Below are 2,812 nucleotides of genomic sequence, written 5' to 3' on the forward strand. Positions count from 1 at the left end.
CCAGATGGTTGCCGCCGGAACCTACGGCGACACCATTACGGTCACACTGGAATACTGATGCCTTCGCGATCCGACAAGCCGATCAAGGCTCGACGGTGGTGAGCCCCATGACGTGCCAGACCTGCATCCCGCCGCGGTACCAGTAGATCTTGTCCGCCGGGTAGCCCATGCCCACGAGCGCGCGGATATTGGTGGGCGACTGGCCGCACCAGGGGCCGTTGCAGAACAGGACCAGGGTCTTGGCGTCACGGAAATCGAACAGGCCGTCTTCCTTCTTCACGCCGAACTCGTCGAGCAGCAGGGTCTCGGCGACGAAGGGATCGAAGTTCGAGGCCTCAGGGTGGAGTTGCGTCCAGGGGATGTTCACGGCGCTCGGGATGGTGCCTTTCTCGTACCAGTCGGGTGTGCGCGAGTCGATGATCAGGATCGAGTCGTCATCCCGCGCCGCCTCGAGCATCTCCAGCATCTCGATCTCGCCGATGGTGTGGACGCCCGGCAGGATCTCCACGGGCTGCACGCAGAACGGAGGGCACTCGCGGCTCGTCTGCTGGTAGTCCTCGTGGATGCGGTTGTCGGGATCCTGGTTGCGCTTGATCTCGACCGTCTCGCCGTCGTGCTCCACGGTGACCGACTCCAGCGAGGAAGTCACCTTGACCTTCATCTCGTCCGCCGCCACGGCGAACCCGGCCGCGCTCATCAGCGCGGCGCCGACCAGCCAGTGATTGATCTTCATGTCTGCCTCCCGGTGATCCTGTGGACTCATCGAAAGTCTAGGCACGCGGACGGCAGGTTGCACTTAAAGGATGATGCTCAGACGACCCGGCGCACGCTCCGGCCTCGACCGATGCCGTAGTAGGACCAGCCTTCCTCGGCCAGCCGATGCGGATCGTAGAGGTTGCGCCCGTCGAAGATCGTCGGCTCGGCCAGGGACTCGCGCATCAGGTCGAAGTCCGGGGCACGGAAGGCCTTCCACTCGGTGCAGATGATCAGGGCGTCCGCGCCCTTCAGGGCCGCGTCGCGGGTGCCCACCAGCGCGAGGTCGTCGCGCTGCCCGTAGATGCGCTGGGTTTCCTCCATCGCCTCGGGGTCGTAGGCCTGCACCCTGGCCCCGGCCTCCCAGAGGGCTTCCATCAGCACGCGCGACGAGGCCTCGCGCATGTCGTCGGTGTTGGGCTTGAAGGCCAGTCCCCACAGGGCGAAGGTCTTGCCGGCCAGTCGCTCGCGCCCGCCGAAGTGCTCGACTACCAGTTCGAACAGGCGGCCCTTCTGCCGGCGGTTGACGGCCTCGACCGCGTCGAGCAGCAGCGGCTCGTGGTCCACCGCGTGCGCGATGCGCGACAGCGCCTGCACGTCCTTGGGGAAGCAGGAACCGCCGTAGCCGCAGCCCGGGTAGATGAAGTGGTAGCCGATGCGCGGGTCCGAGCCGATCCCCAGGCGCACGTTCTCGATGTCCGCGCCCAGTCGCTCGGCCAGGTTCGCCAGCTCGTTCATGAAGCTGATCTTGGTCGCCAGCATGGCGTTCGCGGCGTACTTGGTCAGTTCGGCCGAGCGCAGGTCCATGATGACCATGCGGTCGTGGCTGCGGTTGAACGGCGCGTACAGCTCGCGCATCACCGCCTCGCTGTGCGGCTTGCCGGTGCCGACGATGATGCGGTCGGGTTTCATGAAGTCGTTGACCGCCGCCCCTTCCTTGAGGAATTCGGGGTTGGAGACCACGTCGAAGTCCAGCGCGACCCCGCGCTGCGCGAGGGTGTCGGCCACCACCTGCCGCACCTGGTCGCCGGTGCCGACCGGCACGGTCGACTTGTCGATGATGATCTTCGGCTCGTCCATGTGCTCGGCGATGGTGGCGGCAACCGCGCGGACGTACTGGAGATCGGCCGAGCCGTCCTCGTCCGGCGGCGTGCCCACCGCGATGAACTGCAGCTCGCCGAAGCCTACCCCCTCGGCGGCATCGGTGGTGAAGTGCAGGCGACCCTGGGCGTGGTTCTCCCGCACGATCGGCTCGAGGCCCGGCTCGTAGATGGGGATGACCCCGTCGTTCAGCCGGGCGATCTTGTGGGGATCGACGTCCACGCAGGTCACGTCATGCCCCACCTCGGACAGGCAGGCCCCGGTCACCAGTCCCACGTAGCCCGTCCCGAAGATCGTCACTTTCATCGCGTCATTCCTGTTGGTCGTCCTGTTCGCTTTCCTGCTCGGCCTGTTCGACCTGCGCCCGTATCTCCTGGAACAGCGCCCGGTAGTGCTTGCCGGGCCGCTGCTTCTCCACCTCCGCCCGGGCCGTGCGCTGCATTTGTCGCAGGTGCTGCACGTCCACGCCCGGGAACCGCTCCACGAACCGCGTGGTGGCGTCGGGATCCTCGATCAGCGCGGTGCGCCACTGTTCGGCCTGCTGGAACACGCGCTGGTTCTCGGGCGAGTTGGGGTCGAGCCGGCGCAGGCCGGCCTCGATCCCCTCCACGTCCTCCTCGCGCATCAGGCGGCCGATGTACTGGCGCTGGCGCTTGGCGGCGCCACGCGAACGGGTCGCCTTGAGCTGTTCGATGCCGGCGCGCAGTCGGTCGCTGATCGGCAAGCGGTCGAGGGCGTCGCTGTCCAGCTCGGCCAGCCCCACGCCCAGCGCCTGGGCGGCGTGGGCCTCGCGCTTTTCCGCGGACTTGCTCGGGCCGAGGTATTCCTCGTGCTCGTCGTCGTGGCGATCGCTCGGGGGGTGATGTTCGCTCATGGGCATGGACTCTCGGGCGTGAATCCGGGGATTCTACCCAAAGCGCCGCCCCGACGGCGAACCGGCGCCCGGGCCGCTGCGCAT

General features: G+C 67.3%; 3 protein-coding genes. All 3 read right to left on the minus strand.

From position 1 onward, the window contains the following. Nucleotides 1–82: 82 nt before the first annotated feature. Complete coding sequence (locus tag ACLFMY_RS08855; protein WP_410764296.1) at nt 83–733, minus strand: rhodanese-like domain-containing protein; 651 nt, start codon at nt 731–733, stop codon at nt 83–85. Nucleotides 734–810: 77 nt separating this feature from the next. Beyond that, complete coding sequence (locus ACLFMY_RS08860; protein WP_410764297.1) at nt 811–2,160, minus strand: UDP-glucose dehydrogenase family protein; 1,350 nt, start codon at nt 2,158–2,160, stop codon at nt 811–813. Between the two features lie 4 nt (nt 2,161–2,164). Further along, nucleotides 2,165–2,728 carry a ribosome biogenesis factor YjgA gene (gene yjgA / locus ACLFMY_RS08865; RefSeq protein WP_410764298.1) on the minus strand — a complete coding sequence of 188 codons (564 nt, stop codon included), beginning with the start codon at nt 2,726–2,728 and terminating at the stop codon, nt 2,165–2,167. Between the last annotated feature and the right edge of the window lie 84 nt (nt 2,729–2,812).

The sequence above is a fragment of the Guyparkeria sp. genome (genome assembly GCF_046545975.1).
In the GTDB taxonomy this organism is placed as follows: Bacteria; Pseudomonadota; Gammaproteobacteria; order Halothiobacillales; family Halothiobacillaceae; genus Guyparkeria.